This is a genomic window from Burkholderia sp. F1 (assembly GCF_050813845.1).
Classification (GTDB): domain Bacteria; phylum Pseudomonadota; class Gammaproteobacteria; order Burkholderiales; family Burkholderiaceae; genus Burkholderia; species Burkholderia ubonensis.
The window spans coordinates 1860880-1879186 of record NZ_CP172422.1; the positions used below are offsets into that span (position 1 = coordinate 1860880).

17 protein-coding genes are annotated in these 18307 nt (G+C 69.0%); 8 read left to right on the forward strand and 9 right to left on the reverse strand.

From position 1 onward, the window contains the following. Window positions 1–120: 120 nt before the first annotated feature. Window positions 121–1503: an amino acid permease gene (locus ACFIMZ_RS27305; protein ID WP_431822598.1), complete on the reverse strand. Its 1383-nt coding sequence runs from the start codon at window positions 1501–1503 to the stop codon at window positions 121–123. Between ACFIMZ_RS27305 and ACFIMZ_RS27310 the strand changes: the two genes are divergently transcribed. The 3 genes from ACFIMZ_RS27310 to ACFIMZ_RS27320 all read left to right on the forward strand — a co-directional run bounded on the left by ACFIMZ_RS27310 (window position 1477) and on the right by ACFIMZ_RS27320 (window position 3185). Beyond that, the gene (locus ACFIMZ_RS27310) at window positions 1477–1989 is read left to right on the forward strand and encodes a hypothetical protein (protein ID WP_431822599.1); all 513 of its coding nucleotides are present in this window, start codon (window positions 1477–1479) and stop codon (window positions 1987–1989) included. The two genes, ACFIMZ_RS27305 and ACFIMZ_RS27310, sit on opposite strands and share 27 nt — an antisense overlap. 164 nt (window positions 1990–2153) lie before the next feature. Next, window positions 2154–2684 carry a glycine zipper 2TM domain-containing protein gene (locus tag ACFIMZ_RS27315; protein WP_431822600.1) on the forward strand — a complete coding sequence of 177 codons (531 nt, stop codon included), beginning with the start codon at window positions 2154–2156 and terminating at the stop codon, window positions 2682–2684. Beyond that, complete coding sequence (locus ACFIMZ_RS27320) at window positions 2685–3185, forward strand: DUF5384 family protein (protein ID WP_431822601.1); 501 nt, start codon at window positions 2685–2687, stop codon at window positions 3183–3185. It begins immediately after the preceding gene. A 196-nt stretch (window positions 3186–3381) separates the two neighbouring features. Here ACFIMZ_RS27320 and ACFIMZ_RS27325 read toward each other — a convergent pair whose 3' ends face one another. From ACFIMZ_RS27325 to ACFIMZ_RS27335, 3 genes are all read right to left on the reverse strand, one after another. Beyond that, the gene (locus ACFIMZ_RS27325; RefSeq protein ID WP_431822602.1) at window positions 3382–4413 is read right to left on the reverse strand and encodes a VTT domain-containing protein; all 1032 of its coding nucleotides are present in this window, start codon (window positions 4411–4413) and stop codon (window positions 3382–3384) included. Window positions 4414–4574: 161 nt separating this feature from the next. After that, window positions 4575–5654, reverse strand: coding sequence for a serine endopeptidase (locus ACFIMZ_RS27330; RefSeq protein WP_431822603.1), 1080 nt, complete (start codon window positions 5652–5654; stop codon window positions 4575–4577). A 275-nt stretch (window positions 5655–5929) separates the two neighbouring features. Next, window positions 5930–6400, reverse strand: a complete 471-nt coding sequence (locus tag ACFIMZ_RS27335; RefSeq protein ID WP_431822604.1) for a universal stress protein — start codon at window positions 6398–6400, stop codon at window positions 5930–5932. A 310-nt stretch (window positions 6401–6710) separates the two neighbouring features. On the opposite strand from ACFIMZ_RS27335, the gene ACFIMZ_RS27340 reads away from it, so the two are divergent. Both ACFIMZ_RS27340 and ACFIMZ_RS27345 read left to right on the forward strand, forming a co-directional pair. Next, entirely contained in the window at window positions 6711–8804 is a 2094-nt protein-coding gene (locus tag ACFIMZ_RS27340; RefSeq protein ID WP_431822605.1) for a PAS domain S-box protein, read from the forward strand. Further along, complete coding sequence (locus ACFIMZ_RS27345) at window positions 8801–9448, forward strand: response regulator (RefSeq protein WP_010089481.1); 648 nt, start codon at window positions 8801–8803, stop codon at window positions 9446–9448. The genes ACFIMZ_RS27340 and ACFIMZ_RS27345 overlap by 4 nt, the downstream gene beginning before the upstream one ends. 48 nt (window positions 9449–9496) lie before the next feature. Here the strand turns inward: ACFIMZ_RS27345 and ACFIMZ_RS27350 are convergent, their stop codons facing one another. Further along, window positions 9497–9898 (reverse strand): lysozyme inhibitor LprI family protein, encoded by a 402-nt coding sequence (locus ACFIMZ_RS27350; protein ID WP_431822606.1) that lies wholly within the window; start codon window positions 9896–9898, stop codon window positions 9497–9499. Between the two features lie 578 nt (window positions 9899–10476). Here ACFIMZ_RS27350 and ACFIMZ_RS27355 point away from each other — a divergent pair. The 3 genes from ACFIMZ_RS27355 to ACFIMZ_RS27365 are packed head-to-tail and all read left to right on the forward strand — an operon-like array spanning window position 10477 to window position 12820. Next, window positions 10477–11079 carry a DUF1326 domain-containing protein gene (locus ACFIMZ_RS27355; protein ID WP_431822607.1) on the forward strand — a complete coding sequence of 201 codons (603 nt, stop codon included), beginning with the start codon at window positions 10477–10479 and terminating at the stop codon, window positions 11077–11079. A 21-nt stretch (window positions 11080–11100) separates the two neighbouring features. After that, on the forward strand, window positions 11101–11889 hold the full coding sequence (locus ACFIMZ_RS27360; RefSeq protein WP_431822608.1) for a DUF2182 domain-containing protein: 789 nt from the start codon (window positions 11101–11103) through the stop codon (window positions 11887–11889). A gap of 7 nt (window positions 11890–11896) precedes the next feature. Then, on the forward strand, window positions 11897–12820 hold the full coding sequence (locus ACFIMZ_RS27365) for a DMT family transporter (RefSeq protein WP_431822609.1): 924 nt from the start codon (window positions 11897–11899) through the stop codon (window positions 12818–12820). Between the two features lie 141 nt (window positions 12821–12961). On the opposite strand, the gene ACFIMZ_RS27370 is transcribed toward ACFIMZ_RS27365, so the two are convergent. The 4 genes from ACFIMZ_RS27370 to lhpH all read right to left on the reverse strand — a co-directional run bounded on the left by ACFIMZ_RS27370 (window position 12962) and on the right by lhpH (window position 18261). Then, entirely contained in the window at window positions 12962–13291 is a 330-nt protein-coding gene (locus tag ACFIMZ_RS27370) for a DUF4148 domain-containing protein (RefSeq protein ID WP_431822610.1), read from the reverse strand. A 222-nt stretch (window positions 13292–13513) separates the two neighbouring features. Then, entirely contained in the window at window positions 13514–14416 is a 903-nt protein-coding gene (locus ACFIMZ_RS27375; protein WP_431822611.1) for a PilZ domain-containing protein, read from the reverse strand. A gap of 90 nt (window positions 14417–14506) precedes the next feature. Beyond that, complete coding sequence (locus ACFIMZ_RS27380) at window positions 14507–17017, reverse strand: penicillin-binding protein 1A (protein ID WP_431822612.1); 2511 nt, start codon at window positions 17015–17017, stop codon at window positions 14507–14509. Between the two features lie 236 nt (window positions 17018–17253). Then, window positions 17254–18261 (reverse strand): trans-3-hydroxy-L-proline dehydratase, encoded by a 1008-nt coding sequence (lhpH, locus tag ACFIMZ_RS27385; protein ID WP_431822613.1) that lies wholly within the window; start codon window positions 18259–18261, stop codon window positions 17254–17256. Window positions 18262–18307: the final 46 nt, after the last annotated feature.

The window sequence follows — 18307 nt, forward strand, 5'->3', positions numbered from 1 at the left end:
CGATCGCAGGTATCGGCGGGCGGTCGCGCGAAGCGCGGACAAGCGATGCCGACAGCATAGAACGCCCGGCCCGCGCGTGCATGATCGAAATCAAGCGGCAGGCCGGACGACGCGCGCGGCCTACGATTTCGTCGAGACCGACGTCACCGGGCGGTTCGCGTAGAACAGCAGGTAGGCGACGCCGAGCAGCACGATCCACACCGGCCCGATCACGAGCGCGACGCGCGTATCGGGCGTGAACGCCATCAGCACGACGACGAGCGCGAGGAACGCGAGCGCGACGTACGAACCGAGCGGATAGAACGGCACGCGGATCGGCAGGCGCGCGATCTTGTCGGCCGACAGCGTACGGCGGAAGCGCATCTGCGCGATCAGGATCACGCACCACGTCCAGATCGCGCCGAACGTCGACACCGACGTGAGCCACGTGAACACGTGCTGCGGCGCGAGATAGTTGAGCAGCACGCCGACCAGCAGCAGCGCGACCGAAACGATCACGCCGTAGACCGGCACGCCATTGCGGTTCACGCGCCCGAGCACGCGCGGCGCCTGGCCCTGCTGCGCGAGGTTGTAGAGCATCCGCGCGGTGCTGAACAGGCCGCTGTTGCACGACGACAGCGCGGCGGTCAGCACGACGAAGTTGATGATGCCGGCGGCGGCCGGGATGCCGAGCCGCGAGAACGTCATCACGAACGGGCTGCCCTGCGTGCCGATCTGGTTCCACGGGTAGATCGACATGATCACGAACAGCGCGCCGATGTAGAAGATCAGCACGCGCCAGAACACCGAGTTCACGGCCTTCGACAGCGACTTTTCCGGGTTGCGCGCCTCGCCGGCGGTCAGGCCGAGCATCTCGACGCCGAGGTACGCGAACATCACGATCGGCAGCGCGCCGATCACGCCGGACCAGCCGTTCGGCATGAAGCCGCCGTGCGCCCACAGGTTCGAGATGCCGGTCGGGACGCCGCCGTTGCCGAGGCCGAGCGTGATCATCAGCGCGCCGCCGATGATCATCAGCACGATCGTGACGATCTTGATCAGCGCGAACCAGAACTCGAACTCGCCGTACAGCTTCACCGCGACGAAGTTGACCGCGCCCATCGCCGAGAGCCCGAGCAGCGCCCAGATCCAGTTCGGCACGTCGGGGAACCACACGTGCATGTAGACGGCGACCCCGGTGACTTCCGCCATGCAGGTGACGATCCACACGAACCAGTAGGTCCAGCCGGTCAGGTAGCCCGCGAGCGGGCCGAGGTAGTCGCGCGCGTAGCGGCTGAACGCGCCGGCGACCGGATTGGTGATCGCCATTTCGCCGAGCGCGCGCATGATCAGGAAAATCACGATGCCGCCCAGCAGATAGGTCAGCAGAATGGCCGGGCCGGCGCCGCGGATCGCGGTGGCCGAGCCGAGGAACAGGCCGACGCCGATCGTCGCGCCCAGCGCCATCAGGTTGATGTGCCGCTCTTCCAGCCTGCGGTGCAGCTGGTCTTCTTGTTGTTTCAATTGCGTCTCCTGGCGGCCGCAGGCGACCGCCGTCACTGTGTCGATATCAGCGCACGGCTTGCCGGTGCCGCTCAGGCCGCCGAAAACGAAATGATTCCCGCCGCTTATTTCCGGATTGGAAATGAAACGGATATTGAACGAAACCGTTCGGAATCGCCGCGCATTATCCGGATATTCCGAAACAATCCGGAAACGGCTCGTGCCTGTTTGGGAACGCGCCGACAGGCCGGACGCGGCGCGCCAGTGCGCGCCGTGCCGGGCATCGCGTTCAACGGGAATTCAATCGAATTCGGCGCGGCATGCCGCGCCTCCTGTGTGCGCCTTTGCGCGCATGCAATATGCAGGCGGGATTATATGAATGATCAGACGATTCGCGCCAGTCGAATTTGCGTGGCCAGTGCCGACGCCGCTTGCGAACGCTGCCGGTGCTTTCCATGCGGCGGACAGCGGTGGACGATCGCACACGCCGATGATTTCTCAGAATAGATGTCGCGATGCGACAGCCTAAATTAATTCGTAATATTGCCGTAAACTGTTAACCGGATTTCAACGTCCCGCACTGCTCGATGCACGCAGATTCAGTCCGTGGACGTCTCTTTTCGAAGTCCGAGATCTTCAATTAACCATATAACCATACGCAAAGGAAATTCATGAGGAAGGTTGCTCTCACCCTCATCGCCATTTCAGTCACACTCGCTGGCTGCGCTACGCCTGGCATGGAAAACAGGGCGGACGCGTACAACGTGCTCGATGTGAATCAGCGTCAGGAAGTGCGCACCATCGAAATCCTGACGATCCTGCCGGGCAAAGTGCAGGTCAGCAACGAGCAGAACAAGAAAAGCGCGCAACTGGCCGGCGCGATGCTCGGCGCCATCGCGGGCGCTGCAATCGGCGGTACGACCGGCCCCGGCGGCTGGAACCGCACCGGCGTAGGTACGGTCGCAGGGGGTGCCGTGGGTGCCGCGGCCGGTTCGATGGTGAACGACAAGGTGCTGGTCGATGGCGTGCAAATCATGTACCGCGATGGCAAGTCGGCATTTGCATCGGCTCAGGTCGGCCGCGTGTGCGAATTCAAGCCGGGTACGGCGATGATGGTTGGCTCGGGCAAGACGACGCGCATTCAGCCGAACTCGCAATGTCCGGTCGCCGACGCGGCACAACAACCAGCGCAGGTAAAATAAATGAAGCGCGAAATTTTTACGCTTTTCTTGCTGACGACACTTCCCGCGTTCGCGCAGGAACAAGCGCCCGTCAATCTCGATAACGGCATCGCACGTATGCAGGCGCTCGAATCGAACGCTGAACACGAGCGCGCCGTGCAACAGCAGCAGGCCGAAGCCGACCGCCGCAGGCAGCGACAGCAGGCAGCCGCGGCCGAGCGCAAGCGCAGCCAGGCGCAGGCCGCAGCGCAAGCGCAGGCCAATCGCGAACGGCAAGCTGCGATCGACCGTCAGCGTGCCATCGACGATCAGGACCGCAGCTACGAAAACCGCTACAAGGAACTGCAGCTGAAAAAGATGGAAGCGCAAGTTGCGCGCGAAAACGATCGCATCAATGCCGACCTCGCGCGATCGAAAGCGGAAACGGATGCGGTGCAATCTCAGGCGGATGCAAATCGCAGCGTCAGCAAAGGCGTGGAGAAGAATTTGAAGGACGCCAATCGCCACTGGTGGGAAAAATAATTCCGCTGGACAAAGCCCATATCGGCAGGCCGTAACAGGATGGTCAGCCTGACCGACACAACCCGATCAGCATGCTGATCGGGTTGGCAGCCGTGGCGTCGCATCCCGGTCATTTCGGGCACGATGGGCGGGATGCGCTCGGCTCGGCAAGCGGGCCTGTCACGCCGCATGAAATCGTGCAGCTACACGCTTTCGGTCACGAGCGGCCTCTTAGCGCAGCACGAACGGTGTATTCATCGCCTGATGCTGCTTCAGCGTGCTGCACGAAGTAACGGGACGCGTCGAGGTCGTCCGGCATCGGCTCGACCGGATAGCCGTGCTTTTCCCACGCGTCGAGGCCGCCCTTCAGCGCCTTGATGTGATGAGCCATCTTCTTGCGCTGCAGCTGCGCGACGATGCGTTTCGCCGTCGCCTCGTTCGGGCACACGCAATAGACGACGATCGGCCGCTTCAGCGCGTCGGGATCGATCAGCTCCGGCGAATCGAGATCGAGCGGCACCGCGCCGGCGATCCGGAACGGCTCGCGTTCGCGCACCGCGCGCGGCCGCGCGTCGAAGATCAGCGGCGGCTCGTCCGACGTCATCATCTCGGCGAGCTGCGGCGGCGAGATGCGCACCTGCGCGAGCCAGCGCCGGAACTGCACGCGGCGCACCCAGCGGTACAGCACGAACGTGATGAAGATCGCGAGGAACGCGTCGAGGATGGTCCCGCCGCTCGCGCGCACCCACAGCACGGCCTGCACGATCTGGTCATGAATCGCCGAGCCGCCGACGAGCCAGAACGCCGCCCACAGCGCCGCGCCGGCGAAGTCCCACAGCAGGAACACGCCGACGCCGATCGCCGTCGTGCCGAGCAGCGGCGCGGACACGAGGCCGAGCCCCGGCAGGAATTTCGCGAGCACGAGGAGCGGCGCGCCGTGGCGTTCGAACAGGTTGCGCGCGAAGCGCAGCGTCGTGTCGAGCGACAGCGAGAAGCGCACGAGGCCGTTGAGCAGGCGCCGGCCGCGCGTGCGGCCCATGAAGAACCACAGCGAGTCGGCGAGCATCGTCGCGCCGACGGCCGCCGCGAACATGGCCGCGTAGGACGCCTGCCCCATCGCCGCCATCGTGCCGCCCAGGATCAGCATCGGCACGGCCGGCACGGGCACGCCGAGCTGCGTGATGAGCACGCTCGCGAACACGGCCCACGGGCCGAGCGACGAGGGAATCGCGACGGGAAAGTGCCACACGGCGGCGCTCCTGGATGACATGCGGGCCGGACCGACGCCGGCGGCCGTCGGGCGGCCGTGCAACGATCGCCGCGGCACTTCCGCAGCGGGGACGGCATGTTCGGCATTCTAAACGGGTTTGATGAATGCCGCGCTGCACGGTGCGCCGGACGGCGCGCGCGTCACGCGGCGGGGGTGGACGGCGTGGCTGGCGCGGTCGTGCCGGCGAACGTGCCGCACGACGGGCAGAAGCGGCTGAACGCGTTCTTGCGCGTGCGGCACTGCCCGCATGCGTTGAACACGCAGATGCCGCAATGCGGGCAGAAATTCGCGTTCGGATCGGTGGTGTCGAGCGGCCGCTCGCAGCCGGGGCAGACCTTCTTCGCGATGCGCGCGTACGCGGTCACGAAATCGATCGCCTCGCGCCGCGACACGTCCGGCTGCTGCTCCTCATGGCGCTTCTGCTCGAGGTAGCGCGACAGCGCGCGGATCGCGTACTGTCCGACCGCGATCGTCAGCACGATGCCGACGAGATAGCGCACGTAGCCGCCGTAGCTCGGCAGGTACGGCACCAGTTCGACGAAAAATCCGTACAGCGCGAAGAAGATGAAGCCCCATACGAACGGCCAGTAGCGGCTGCCGCGCTTCTTCGCGAACAGCCAGCCGGCGACCAGCAGCAGCGGCAGCGTGAACAGCAGCCGGATGCCGAACACACGCAGTTCCTGCGTGCGCTGCGCCGCTTCGAGCTTGCGGTCGGCCTGCGCTTCGAGTTCGCCGAGCGCGAGCCGGGTCGCGCCCTGCTCGCGCTCGAGCCCCTGCGCGGCCTGCTTCAGCGTGCCGATACGGGCCTGCGCGTCGCGTTCGCGCTGCGTCGCCGCCTCGAGCGCGCGCGCGTGCGCGAGCACGGCCGGATCCTGTTCCGCGCGCTCGGTCGCATGGCGGCTCGCGATCGTCGTGCGGAACGCTTCGCGCGCCTGCTGCGTATCCTGCTCGGCCGCGGTCAGCAGCATCGACGCCTGTTCGGTCGCGTCGCGATTCGCGGTCAGGTCCGCCGACAGCTTCGCGAGCGTCTGGCGCAGCGGCGCGGCCGCCTGCCGGTCGATGAACGCGTCGCGGTCCAGCGTCACCTCGACGCGCGGCAAGTCGCCGACGATCAGGCCGCCGAGTCCGATCAGGAAGCCGGCGAACACGACGGCGATGATCCACAGCGCGCGCTGGAACCACACCTCGGCCAGCCGCAGTCCCTTGGTCGATATTGTCATTTGCGTGATGGGCTCCGTGGACGCCGGCCCCGTCGCGCGTCGGCGTGACGCGCGACCGGCGATGAGCGAAAAAAGGGGGCTACGGCAAGGATGCTGCCAGATGTGCGCGTCGCGGCGCAACTTTCGCGCGGCTGAACGCGGCGCGCGCGATCGCAACGCGGGCGGACGCGCCACGGCAGGTGCGCCGCTCCGGGCGTGCGGCGCCGGCACGACGCATTGCGCGGCGCGCCGTCAATCGCCGCGCTCGCACGCGGCCAGATTCATGCATGCATGGCTCAGGCGGGCGTCGCCGCCGTCTTCTCGTCGTGCCGCACCAGCAGCACCGGCCGGTCCGCCGCGCGCAGCAGCGACTCCGCGACGCTGCCGACCAGCAGCCGGCGCAAGCCGTGCCGCCCGCTCGTGCCCATCACGATCAGGTCCGCGTCGACCTCGGCCGCCGTGCGCATCAGCACGGCCGCGACGTCCTCGCCATACGCTGTCAGCGCGCGTACCGTGCCCGGCACGTGGTGCGCATCGAGCGCGGCCTTCGCGTCGTCAAGAACGAGCGTCGCGGCGTCCAGCGCCGATGGCTCGGGTTCCCGCGTGTCCGCGAAGCCCGCGTCGACGTCGACGAGCTGGGTCTTGTGCTCGACGACGGACGCACAGGTGACCGCGCCGCCGGACGCGACCGCGATCCTGATCGCCTCATCCAGCGCCAGACGCGCACTTGGGCTGTCGTCGAGCGCCACGAAAATTCGCTTGTACATGTTCCGCACCTCTCACCGGACAGCCTTGCGCGTTGCGCAAGGCAGGTTCGAATCCGATCGCCGGCTGTTCTGCCGGCCCCTGTGCCTAGTCTGGCCCCACGCTCGCAGGCGCCCGTTGATGCGTATCAAATACGGTCGCCCCCGCCCCCGATCTTTTGTCTGAATTTCCGCTGCCCCCATTACAAAAAGTCGTAAAACGCGCACAATTTCGTCTCGATAACAGATACCGCCAAGCATCGGGCGCCAACCGCGCCCGATTTTTCCTTTGTCGCCCCGGTGCCAGGGCGACCTCGGACAGAGTGGCCCGTAGATGACCGCCAGCGGAACCCCGACGCGCGACGCCCCGGTGCGCACGCGCTTTCAGACCATGTTACGCCAGCCGTTCGCGGCCGGCATCGTCGCGCTCTGCGCCGGCGCAACGCTGTCGCTGGGCGTCGCGCTGATGGTGCGCGAGCAGTGGCAGGACACCGTCCATGCCCGTTTCGAGCGCCGCGTCACGCACGTGACGGCGATGCTGCTCCACGAGCTGCAGGACGGCGTCGCCGTGCTCGAAGGCGCGCGCGGCGCGCTCGGCCTCGTGCCGCAGATGACGCCCGCGCAGTGGCGCCAGTATGTCGACGCGCTCGCCATCGACAGCAGCCATTCGCCGATCAGCCAGCTCAGCTATGCGCCGCTGCCGCCCGCCGTGCGCGGCCAGCTCGCCGGCGACGCCGCGCCTTCGGCTGCCGTGCCGCTCGCGGTCGCCGCGCTCAGCGCGCCCGCGTCGTCGGCGCCCGTCGCGCGCTTCGGCGCAGCCGACGCCGTGTCGCTGCGGCGCGCCGTGCAGACCGGCAACGCCGCGCTCGGCATCCGGGCGGCCGACGACGATGCCGCCCGCACCGTCACGCTGTTCCTGCCCGTCGCCGACCCGCAGCACCCGGCCGCGCGGGAAGGCGGCATCGACGGCGTGCTGTTCGCCGCGCTCAGCCCGCGGCGACTCGTCGAGCGCGCGCTCGACTCGGAGCGCGGGATCGACCTGCGGATCAGCGTCGACGGCGACCCGCGGCCGATCTTCACCGCGGAGTCCACCTCCGACGAAGCGTCGCTCTCGCCCGACCTGATGCGCCGGACCGAGGTGCTGAACTTTGGCGGCAGCACGCTGACGCTTGCCTATTCGGCGGACGGACGCCCGAGCGCGACCGGCGCGCAGCGCGCGGCGGGTACGGTGCTCGCGGCCGGCCTCATCGCGTCGGTCGTGTTCGCGGCGCTCGTGCATGCGCTGCTGCGCGGCCGGCCGGGGTCCGCGGCGGAGCTCGGCGCCCGCAGCAGCGGCATCCTGAACGAAGCGCGGATGATGGGCATCATCCGCTCGTCGATGGAGGCGATCATCACGATCGACGAGAAGCAGACGGTCGTGATCTTCAACCCGATGGCCGAACAGGTGTTCGGCGTGTCCGCGATGGAGGCGATCGGCGCGCCGCTGTCGCGCTTCATCCCGGAGCGGTTCCGCGCGGCGCACGCGAAGCACGTCGACCAGTTCGGCGTCACGGGCGTGTCCGAGCGGCAGATGGGACGCCAGCGCGTGCTGTTCGGGCTGCGCGGCGACGGCGAGGAATTCCCGATCGAAGCGTCGATCTCGCAGATCCGCGATGCATCCGGCAAGCTCTACACGGTGATGCTGCGCGACATCACCCAGCGCGTGCGCGCCGAGAACGCGCTGAAGCAATCGCGCGAGGAGCTGCGCGAGCTGTCGGCGAACCTGCAGAACGTCCGCGAGGAAGAGAAGACGCGCATCGCGCGCGAGCTGCACGACGATCTCGGGCAGCAGCTCACCGCGCTGAAGATGGACCTGTCGGTCGTCGAGCACCAGCTTCGCTCGCCCGACACCGCGCACCCCGGCGAAGACGTGATCGCCCACCTGCAGGGCATGCGGCGGCTGATCGACGCGACGGTCGCGTCCGTGCGGCGCATCGCGGCCGACCTGCGGCCGGTGATGCTCGACGATCTCGGCCTCGTGCCGGCGATCGAATGGCTCGCGAACGATTTCACGAACCGCTACGGGATCGACGTCGAGCGGCACATCGAGCCCGGCGGCCTCGCCTTCACCAACGCCGGCGCGACGACGCTGTTCCGCATCGTCCAGGAAGCGCTGACCAACGTCGCCCGCCACGCCGACGCGACCCGGGTCACGCTGACGCTCGACGTCGAAAGCGGCTTCTGCGTGCTGCGCATCGCCGACAACGGCCGCGGCGCGGCGCCCGGCGCGTCGACGCATGAAGACAAGTCGTTCGGCCTGATCGGCATCCGCGAGCGCGCACACATGCTCGGCGGCACCGTGACGATCGACACCGCGATCGCGCGCGGCTTTTCGATCACCGTCGCACTGCCGCTGAACACGATCCAACAGGAAACTTCAATCACATGATCACGGTGCTCATCGCCGACGACCATACGCTCGTGCGCGACGGGTTGCGGCATATTCTGCAGAACGCCAGCGGCTTCGAGGTCGCAGGCGAGGCCTGGGACGGCCCGACGACGATCGCGCTCGTGCGCTCGACCCCCGCGCAGGTGCTGGTGCTCGACCTGTCGATGCCCGGTCGCAACGGCGTCGAACTCATCAAGCAAATCAAGGACGAGAAGCCGGCGCTACGCGTGCTCGTGCTGACGATGCACGCGGAGCAGCAGTATGCGGTGCGCGCGTTCCGCGCGGGCGCGTCCGGCTACCTGACGAAGGAAAGTGCGAGCGCCGAGCTGGTCGGCGCGGTGACGAAGGTCGCGTCGGGCGGTGTCTACGTGAGCCTCGCGATGGCCGAGCAGTTCGCGCAGAGCCTGAACGAGCCGGCGGAAACGCTGCCGCACCAGCGTCTGTCGGACCGCGAGTTCGACGTGTTCCGGCGCATCGCCGCCGGGCAGACGCTGACCGAGATCGCGCAGGCGCTGTGCGTGAGCGCGAAGACGGTCAGCACGTACAAGACGCGGATTCTCGAGAAGATGCAGATGCCGCATGAGGCCGCGCTGGTGCGCTATGCGATGCGGCACAAGCTGCTCGACGAGACGGACGACGTGTAACGGACGACGCCGAGCGGACGCGCGCCGGCGGCACGCGTCCCGTCGCCGTCACTTCGCCGGCACCGGGCAGGCCAGATCGCCCTCTTCGCACGACAGGTAGCCCTGCAGGCTCTCGGTACGCGCTTTCGTCAGATCGTCGAGGCACATCGACACCACCATCGGATGGACGCTGCCGCCTTCCGCGCCCGCGCTCGAGAAACCGCATTCGGCGTCGCGATACGCGACCCACGCGCGCTGCGCGGAGACGAGCTTCTCCGCCAGCGGACGGTTGGCCCGCACCCGCGCGGTGACGGCCTCGTAAGCCCGGTTCAGCTCCGCATCGGATTTCCGGTACGCGCGATCGGCGCACGCACTCATCGACGCCTGGTCGGCGCCATTCGCGCAGTTCGCCTGCGCATGGGCATTCGCCGCTACCGCCAGCAGCAACAGCAAACCGGTCAAGACACGCATGGACGCTCCTTTTATTCGTTGATGTCGTGGAACACGATGCCGGGCCGGCCGCCCTGCCGCGCCTCGGAGCACGGCGCCGCGCGCCGGGCCGGCGCGTGTCGACGCGCTGCGGCCGCCTCGACGCGGCGACATCGACCGCGATGCTAGCGCACGCCCGCGCAATTGTCAGCCGCATAGGGCCTGTTCACGCTAATAACGGGCTTGCGCTGGCCGCCGGAAGGGTTTTTTAGTTGCGGGAACGTACCTTGCCGGCCGCATTGCGGCGTCGCGCGTCGCTTGCTTGGCTCAGACAAACGGCGCTCCTTGCACGCGCCCGAGGCACAGCCGGCAACGCACGTTCGCAAGCCCGTCATTAGCGTGAACAGGCCCTGGTGGACCATGCTTGCATCTGCCCCTCGTCCGCCTACACTGGAAAATCGAAACCACGTTTCGATCCCGCTAGCGCATCCATCCCGCTCCCTGCAACCGCTGCATTCCTCAGCGCAATCCGCGTTCGCACCGTCGACACGCACGCGACGTCGCGTCGGCCGCCCGTGCGTCGCCCTTTGCGCGGTCGCCCTCGCACAATGGAGGAAACAATGAGCTATCACCTGGAAGGCCGTCTGCTCGAGGTCTGCAACTGCCGCGTGCTGTGTCCTTGCTGGATCGGCGAGGATCCCGATTTCGGCACCTGCGACACGATCGTCGCGTGGCACATGGACAAGGGCGCCATCGACGGCGTCGACGTCGCCGGCTGCACGATCGCCGCCGTCTGTCACGTGCCCGGCAACATCCTGCAGGGCAACTGGACCGCCGCGATCTTCATCAACGACAGCGCGTCCGACGCGCAGGAGCAGGCGCTGCTCAAGGTCTATACGGGCCAGGCAGGCGGGCCGATCGCCGAGCTGGCGAAGCTGATCGGCACCGTCGTGTCGGTCGAGCGCGCGCCGATCACGTTCGACGTCGTCGGCGCGAAGGGCACGCTGACGATCGGCACCGACTACCACGCGGAGCTCGAGCCGTACCTCGGCCCGAGCGGCGCGCAGACGACGCTGACCGACACCGTGTTCTCGACCGTGCCCGGCGCGCCCGTGTTCGTCGGCAAGGCGCCCGTCTATCGCTCGAAGAATGCGGCGATCGGCATCGACGTCAACCTGACGAATCACAACGCGCTGCAGAGCACGTTCCTGTTCGACGCCTGAACGGCGGCGGCGGGAACGGCGATGGCCGCGCGCGCGCATCGACGCGTCTTTCCGCTCGTCCTCGCGAGCCTCGTCGCGCTCGCGTGGGCCGCGCTGTGGGCGTGGTCGAGCAGTCCGTACGGACGCTATCTCGATCATGGCGGCTGGACCGCGTCCGGACCGGCCGCCGCGTTGTGCCGCGCGCTGCCGGGCGGCGCGGTGTGGCTGCCGGCCGCGTTCGACGCCGCGGCGTGGACGCTGATGATTCTCGCGATGATGCTGCCGACGACGCTGTCGCTGTTCAACGCGTTCGCGCGCGTCGTCGCGGACCGGCCGGACCGCGCGCGCCTGCTCGCGCTCGTGGCGCTCGGCTACGTCGCCGCGTGGAGCGGATTCGGGCTGCTTGCGCACGCGCTGCATGCGCTGCTGCTGGCCGGCGTCGCGCACGTGCCGGCGCTCGCGTGGCGCGGCTGGCTGATCGGCGCGGCGGTGTTCGCGCTGGCCGGCGCGTTCCAGTTCAGCGCGCTCAAGACGCGCTGCCTCGAGCGCTGCCGCACGCCGCTCAGCTTCGTGATCAGCCACTGGCGCGGGCGCGCGCCGCAGCGCCACGCGTTCGCGCTGGGCGGGCGGCACGGGCTGTTCTGCGTCGGCTGCTGCTGGGCGTTGATGCTGCTGATGTTCGTCGTCGGCGCCGGCAGCCTCGGCTGGATGCTCGCGCTCGCGGCCGCGATGGCGATCGAGAAGAACGCCGCGTGGGGGCGCCGCCTCACCGCGCCGCTCGGCTTCGCGCTGCTCGGCGGCGCGCTGCTGATCGCCGCCGGGCATCTGTGAGGCTGCGATGCGCCCGCTCGTCACGTCCGGTTCCATCGAGCGCCTGCGGCCGGCCGCGCGCACCGTGCTGCTGACGACCGCCGCGATGTTTGCGTTCGCATCGAATTCCCTGCTGTGCCGTCTCGCGCTGCGCGACGCGCAGATCGACGCGGCCAGCTTCGGCAGCCTGCGCCTCGTGTCGGGCGCGCTGATGCTCGCGATCGTCGCCCGCGCAGGCGCCGGCCGGCCGCCGCCGCGCGCGGACTGGCTGGCCGCGGCGATGCTGTTCGCGTATGTCGCGTGCTTCTCGTTCGCGTACCTGAGCGTCAGCGCGGCAACCGGCGCGCTGATCCTGTTCGGCGCGGTCCAGCTGACGATGTTCGCCGCCGGGCTGCACGCCGGCGAGCGGTTCGCCGCGCCGGGCTGGGTCGGGATGGCCGCCGCGGTCGCGGGGCTGCTGTACCTCGTGTCGCCCGGCGTGTCCGCGCCGACGCCGGGTGGCGTCGTGCTGATGTCGGCCGCGGGCGTCGCGTGGGGCGTCTATTCGCTGCGCGGACGCGGGCTTGCCGATCCGCTCGCGGCGACCGCCGGCAACTTCCTGCGCGCCGCGCCGATGGCGCTGGCCCTGAGCGCGGCGTTCGCCGGGCATTTTCATCCGACGATGCGCGGCGCGCTGCTCGCCGTCGCGTCGGGCGCGCTGACGTCCGGCATCGGCTACGTGATCTGGTATGCGGCGCTGAAACATCTCACCGCGATGCGCGCGGCCGCGGTCCAGCTGTCGGTGCCGCCGATCGCCGCGTGCGGCGCGGTGCTGTTCCTCGCGGAACGGCCGACGTGGCGGCTCGCGATCGCGTCGGCGGCAATCCTCGGCGGCATCGCGCTCGTGCTCGCCAGCCGCGCGCACGGAAAAACCGCGCAGCAGGCGCAGCGTCCGCCCGACGCGCGGGAATGAACGCCGGTCGCGTGCGGGCGCCGATGCGGGCAAGCATCGGCGCGGCCCCCATTATGTGAGAAAGCCCGCGCTCGAACCGAGTGCGGGCTTCGCATCATTCCGGGGTGATCCGGCCGCCCTCGCGGGCGCCAACGCGTCGGCTTAGTGGCCGCGGTAGACCGGCGACGTGTCGCCGGACACCGGCACGACCACGCGCTGGCCGGCTTGCGACGCTGCGGCGGCATTCGCGCCGTAGCCCGTCGTGTCGGCCTGCGCGCCCGAGTTGCGGGCGGCGGCGATCTTCGCCTGCGCGGCCTGGATGTTTTCCGGATAGTTGATCCAGTCGTTCGGGTTGTAGCCGGCCTTCTCGAGCTCGACCAGCTCGGCGCGCACTTGCGCGCGGGTCAGCGGCTGCTGGTTCGATTGTGCGAACGACGCGGCCGGGGCGGCCACGATGACGGCCAGTGCAACTGCCTTGATCAGCGAATTCATGATTTGGAACCTCCGAGATTGTTTTTCAAACGCATCGGACTCACGGTTCGGTGCGGATGAATGGAAGTCTAGGAGTCTCTGCAATCAGGGTAAATACTTAAATCGCAAATTCACTGTTGACTCAAAACGTACAATCGCCGTCTGCCCGGTCAATTAGTCAGACAATTATCGAGCCGGCGGTAACGAATGCCCCGCGCATGACGGGCGCGGGACGCGACGCCTTCAATTCACGCCGCCCCATTCCGCCGACGCCATCAGCCGATCGAACAACAGCGCCTTGAGGCGCACGACATCGGCCGCCTCGATGTCGTCGCCATACGCGACGTGATGCAGCACGAGCTGCGGCGCGGCCGGGTCGGCGTGCGTGTGGCGCACCGTGCCGTCCAGCGCCAGCAGCGCGACGCTGCCGCCGACCTCGTAAGGCAGCCGGATCCGCAGCGGCTCGCCTGCCGCGGCGATCGTCTGGCTCGCCGCCACCGACAGCCCGCTCAAGCTGATGTCGCGGACGATCCCGAAGCTGCCCACGCCGTCCTGCCCGCTGCAACAGCGGGCGGCGAGCCGCGCCGGCACGCGCGGCTCGCCGCGCACCCGCAGGCATTCGATGAAACCGGGCGGCGACAGGGCCATGAACGGCGCCGGACCGGGTTGCACCATGTCGACGGTCGCCGCAAAGCGGTACGCCGCGGCGCGCCCGATCGCGATCGCCTCGACGCCGTCGCCCGGCCTGAATTCGAGTGCCGTCGCATGCTGAGGCTCGATGAGCAGCGACTGCGACGCCCGCTGGCCGATCAGCCGGCAGCGCAGCATCGTGCGCGTCGCGCCGACCCGCCGCCGCAGGCCGATCGGCGCGCCCATCCACAGGCCCATGTGCGCGACCGACGGCACGTCGCCCTTCGGCGGTTCCGCCGGGCCGGCCGAACCTGAGCCGGCCGCGCCTAAGCCGGCCGCGTCTCTTCTCGCGGGCTGGAAATGGTCGAACAGGAAAGCGGGCTGCGCCGGGTCGTGCAGCGTCGTGCCGGCCGGCAGCAGCGCGGCGCCGCCGAGATCGTAGACGTCGAAGCCGAGCGGCGAGCCGGCCAGGAAATCGTCGTGCTCGAGCGCGACGTAATGGTAAGAAGTGCGCATCGGGAGGACGCGGACGAGCCGCGCGAGGCTGTCGTGATGGCGGTATTACGGCAGCCTGCGCGAAACCTGAATCGGAGGATTACCCGGAAATCACTCCCCGCCGCTCGCCCCGACGGGCGCTTGCGTGTCGGGCGCAGCCGGCGCGGGAGCCGGCGACGGCGACGCCGGGGACGTCGGCGCGCCGTTGCCGCCGCCGGCACTGTTCGACGGCGCCTGCGGCGCACTGGCCGCGCTACCCGACAGCGCTGCCGCCGACGCGGCCACCTCGGACGCCGGCACCCATTCCTCGACGATGCCGCCGGACGCGGCTTCCGCCGCGGACGCCTCCGACGCCGCACTCGCCTCCGGCTCGGCCGGCCGCGGCGCACGCGGCGCCTTCGGCGCAGGCGGCGGCGCCTTCGTGTCGTGCTTGAACCAGCCACCGAACAGGCCCGTCATCCGGTCCTGCAGCGATTCGAGCCAGCCCGGCGCGGGCTCGGTATCGAACTTCGCCTTGCCGTCGATCAGCCGCGCGCGCAGCGCACGCTGGAAGAACTCGCCGACGATCGGCAGCGCGCTGTGCGCGCCCTGCCCCCAGTAATCGCTGCGCAGCGTCACGCGTCCGTCGTCGAAGCCGACCCACGCGCCTGCGACGAGGCCCGGCTGCATCAGGATGAACCAGCCGTCCGCGTTGTCCTGCGTCGTGCCGGTCTTGCCCGCGACGTCGCCGCGAATCCCGAAGCGCGTGCGGATGCTCGCGCCGGTGCCGCGATCGACGACATCGCGCATCACGTCGACGAGCGTCTTGTCGGTCTCGGCGTCGAGTGCGCGCTCGGGCGGCGCCGGCGCGTACTCGGCGAGCACCTCGCCCTGGCGGGTCTCGATGCGCGTCACCATCTGCGGCTCGACGTACAGCCCGCCGTTCGCGATCGTCGCATACGACGCCACCATCTCCTTGAGCGTCACCGGGCTCGTGCCGAGCGCGAGCGACGGCACGCGTTCGAGCGCGCTGTCGCGCACGCCCATCGCGTAGGCAAGCCGCGCGACCTTCGCGGGCCCGATCTTCTCCATCACCTGCGCGGTGATCCGGTTGCGCGACAGCGCGATCGCGTCGCGCAGCGTCATCGGCTTGCCCGTGGGCGGCGCGTCGTCGTTCGGCCGCCAGATCTCGCCGCCCTTCAGCGGAATCTCGACCGGCTGGTCGACGAACGTGTCGTCCGGCTTCATCCCGCTCGCGAACGCCGCGCCGTAGACGAACGGCTTGAACGTCGAGCCCGGCTGGCGGCGCGCCTGCGCGACGTGGTCGAACGGCTCGGTCGTGAAGTCGCGGCTGCCGACCCACGCGCGAATCTGCCCGCTGCGCGGATCGATCGCGAGAAAGCCCGCCTGCACGTCGGTCTTGGTCTTGCAGAGCGCGCGGATGAAGCCGCGGTCGGCGGCGAGCGCCTTCATCGCGGCGGCGTCGCTCTTGCCGGCGTCCTGCATCGCCTTGTATTCGGGCGCTTCGCGCATGAACGCGCGGAACACCTCGTTGTCGGTCCCGCAGCCGTCGCGCCCGCTCCACGCGCCGTTCGCGATGCCCTGCAGCGCGTTCGCCTGCTGCTTCAGCGCCTGCGTCGCCAACGCCTGCAGGCGGGCGTCGATCGTCGTGCGGACGATCAGGCCATCCGAGTAGATGTTGTAGTCGTTGCGGTCGGCCCATGCGATCAGCCACTTGCGCAGCTGCTGTGCAAAGTGCGGCGCAGGCCCCGGCGGCTCCTTCTGGCGCTCGAAGTCGATCCGCAGCGGGCGGCGCTGCAGCTGCTGCAACGCCGCCGGCGACAGCTTGCCGTACTTCACCATCTGGCCGAGCACGGTATTGCGCCGCTGCAGCGCGCGTTCGGGGTTCAGCACCGGGTTGTAGTAGCTGTTGCCCTTCAGCATCCCGACGAGCGTCGCGCTGTCGAGCACGTCGAGCTCGTCGGCCGACTTGTCGAAATAGGTGCGCGCGGCCATCTCGACGCCGTACGCGTTGTACAGGAACGGCACCGTGTTCAGGTAGGTCTCGAGGATCTGGTCCTTGCTGTAGACCGCCTCGATCTTCAGCGCGGTGATCGCTTCCTTCAGCTTGCGCGTGAGCGTCGGCGCGCGGCCGATCTCGTCCGGGTACAGGTTGCGCGCGAGCTGCTGCGTGATCGTCGAGCCGCCCTGGCGGCTGCCCGAGAACGTATGCAGCGCGGCCCCCGCGGTGCGCCGCCAGTCGAGCCCGTGGTGCTCGTAGAAGCGGTGATCCTCGGTCGCGATCAGCGCGTCGATCATGTGCGGCGAGATCTGCTTGAGTCCGACCCATTCGCGGTTCGACGGCTTGAATTCGGCGAGCAGCTTGCCGTCGGCGGACAGCACCTGCGCGGGCTGGTCGACGCGCGCCTTGCGGATGTCGCCGATGCCCGGCGTGAACGGGATCAGCGCGAGCGCGTACACCACGAACAGCGCGGGCACGGCGGCGACGGCGAGCAGGACGCCGCGACGCGTCGGATGACGCAGGTGGAACCATGCGACGGCGAGGAGCCGCTTGAGCGGCGCGGCGACGGCGGCCGCGACGGGTTGGGCGCGAGCGACCCATTTGGCACAAAGGTCACGCACTGACGACACGTTTCGGCGATTCACGCGGATGTGGGATCTGCTGGAAAGGCAGCATCGTACCAAAACTCGCGCGGCGCCCCGTCCGCCGGACGGCGGAACGCCTCGCCGGCGCGCGTTCGCGCGCTGGCCGCCGGACCGGCGATGCGCGCAAAAAAGGCGCGCGTCCGGCAACCGGAACCGCGCGCCAAGCCTGGTACTGCAACCGGTTCAGCCCGTGCCGGCGGCCGTGCGCGCGCTCAGCGCACGAGAAACCCGTACGCCTGCGGATCGCGTTCGTCGATGATCCAGTTCGCGAAGCCGCACACGTACGCGCTGCCCTCCACCTCCGGGATCACCGCCGGGATTCCGCCGACGGTCGTCTCGCGCAGCACGCGGCCCTTGAAGATCGTGCCGACGATCGATTCGTTGACAAGTGTGTCGCCAGCCGCCAGCAGCCCGCGCTGATATAGCTGCGCGACGCGGCCGCCGGTGCCGGAGCCGGTCGGCGAACGGTCGACCTCGCGGTCCGCGAACACGCAGCAGTTCGCCTGCGTCGAGCCCGGGTGGCGCGGCGCGCCCGCGATGATCGTCCCGTAGATGTGGTTGATCTCCGGAATCTCGGGATGCACGACCGGATGCGCGGCGTTCGCGGCCGCCTTCACTTCCGCGCCGAAGCGGATCAGTTGCTCGACCGCGGCCTCGCGCACCGGCAGGTCGAACGGCACGCCGTCGACGTAGAAATAGAATGCGCCGCCGTACGCGATGTCACCCGTCACCGCGCCGAACGTCGGCGTGTCGACCGTCACGTCGCGCTTCCAGATGAACGACGGCACGTTGACGAAGCGCACCGGCCCCGCGTGCTCGCCGTCCCACTTGACGAACGCCTCGATGAAGCCGCACGGCGCGTCGATGCCGACCCGCGTTTCCGGGGCCGTGCGCTGCACCCAGCCGAGCTCGACCGCGGCGGTCGCCAGCGCGATCACGCCATGCCCGCAATGGTCGCTGTAGCCCTCGTTGTGCAGGAAGATCACGCCGAAATCCGCGTGCGGCGACACGGGCTCGGTCAGGTAGCCGCCGTACATGTCGGCGTGGCCGCGCGGCTCGAACATCAGCGCGCGGCGAATCTCGTCGGCGTGGTCCTTCAGCCACGCGCGGCGCTGGACGATCGTGTCGCCCGGCAGACGCGGCAGCCCGCTCGTGACGATGCGGAACGCTTCGCCGCCGGTGTGGACTTCGACAGTGGAAATCGATCGGGAAATTTTCATCGGCTGTTCATGGGAAGGGGATCGGGAACGCAGCGGCGGCCGGCGG

What these genes read in the sequence shown, in the direction of transcription:
- ACFIMZ_RS27315 (WP_431822600.1), top strand. Translation starts at nt 2,154, where the DNA reads ATGAGGAAGGTTGCTCTCACCCTCATCGCCATTTCAGTCACACTCGCT.
- ACFIMZ_RS27320 (WP_431822601.1), top strand. Translation starts at nt 2,685, where the DNA reads ATGAAGCGCGAAATTTTTACGCTTTTCTTGCTGACGACACTTCCCGCG.
- ACFIMZ_RS27330 (WP_431822603.1), bottom strand. Translation starts at nt 5,654, where the DNA reads ATGACAATATCGACCAAGGGACTGCGGCTGGCCGAGGTGTGGTTCCAG.
- ACFIMZ_RS27335 (WP_431822604.1), bottom strand. Translation starts at nt 6,400, where the DNA reads ATGTACAAGCGAATTTTCGTGGCGCTCGACGACAGCCCAAGTGCGCGT.
- ACFIMZ_RS27340 (WP_431822605.1), top strand. Translation starts at nt 6,711, where the DNA reads ATGACCGCCAGCGGAACCCCGACGCGCGACGCCCCGGTGCGCACGCGC.
- ACFIMZ_RS27345 (WP_010089481.1), top strand. Translation starts at nt 8,801, where the DNA reads ATGATCACGGTGCTCATCGCCGACGACCATACGCTCGTGCGCGACGGG.
- ACFIMZ_RS27350 (WP_431822606.1), bottom strand. Translation starts at nt 9,898, where the DNA reads ATGCGTGTCTTGACCGGTTTGCTGTTGCTGCTGGCGGTAGCGGCGAAT.
- ACFIMZ_RS27355 (WP_431822607.1), top strand. Translation starts at nt 10,477, where the DNA reads ATGAGCTATCACCTGGAAGGCCGTCTGCTCGAGGTCTGCAACTGCCGC.
- ACFIMZ_RS27360 (WP_431822608.1), top strand. Translation starts at nt 11,101, where the DNA reads ATGGCCGCGCGCGCGCATCGACGCGTCTTTCCGCTCGTCCTCGCGAGC.
- ACFIMZ_RS27365 (WP_431822609.1), top strand. Translation starts at nt 11,897, where the DNA reads ATGCGCCCGCTCGTCACGTCCGGTTCCATCGAGCGCCTGCGGCCGGCC.
- ACFIMZ_RS27370 (WP_431822610.1), bottom strand. Translation starts at nt 13,291, where the DNA reads ATGAATTCGCTGATCAAGGCAGTTGCACTGGCCGTCATCGTGGCCGCC.
- ACFIMZ_RS27375 (WP_431822611.1), bottom strand. Translation starts at nt 14,416, where the DNA reads ATGCGCACTTCTTACCATTACGTCGCGCTCGAGCACGACGATTTCCTG.
- lhpH (WP_431822613.1), bottom strand. Translation starts at nt 18,261, where the DNA reads ATGAAAATTTCCCGATCGATTTCCACTGTCGAAGTCCACACCGGCGGC.